1 pseudogene is annotated in these 542 nt (G+C 59.4%); it reads left to right on the top strand.

Annotation, left to right across the window (positions count from 1 at the left end):
- A pseudogene (locus tag B2W52_RS18400) lies at positions 1–542 on the top strand (sensor histidine kinase); the annotation flags it as partial.

Below are 542 nucleotides of genomic sequence, written 5' to 3'. Positions count from 1 at the left end.
CGATGGAGTCGGGCGATTCGGCGATCTATTTCGCCCTCGGCCTGATGTCTGGCGTTCGGGGTCTGTATTTCTCGCATCCGGTTCGGGACGAGGGCGGCCAGATTATCGGGGTGGTCGCCGTGAAGGTTCTGGTTCACGAACTGGAATCCCAATGGGATCGCCCTACTGGCTTGCGAGAGGCGGAGATGGTCGTGCTTGATCATAATGGCATCAGTTTTCTCGCGAGCAGGCAGGACTGGCTTTACCGCAATTTCTCGGGGATGGCCGATGCCGTGCCCGACGAGTATTCCCGCCGGCGTTATCCAGGCCGTGATTTGACGCCAATGGCACTGAAAACGTTGGGAACCCCATGGGGGCTTCTCGAGCAGTCAGCAACGGTCCGTATCCAGGACAGTGGCAAACCCCGGGAATATCTGAGCGTAAGCACGCCTCTGCCAAGGATGGACTGGACGCTTCAAGTCATGGTGAGCACTCGCTCGGTCGTCTGGACCCGGTTGGGTTTTGCGGTCGGTGGGGCAGCGCTGTTCTTTGGTGGCCTGTTG

It is taken from the genome of Marinobacter sp. UBA2498 (assembly GCF_002341575.1).
In the GTDB taxonomy this organism is placed as follows: domain Bacteria; phylum Pseudomonadota; class Gammaproteobacteria; order Pseudomonadales; family Oleiphilaceae; genus Marinobacter; species Marinobacter manganoxydans.
This window is presented reverse-complemented; position numbering and strand designations above follow the sequence as displayed.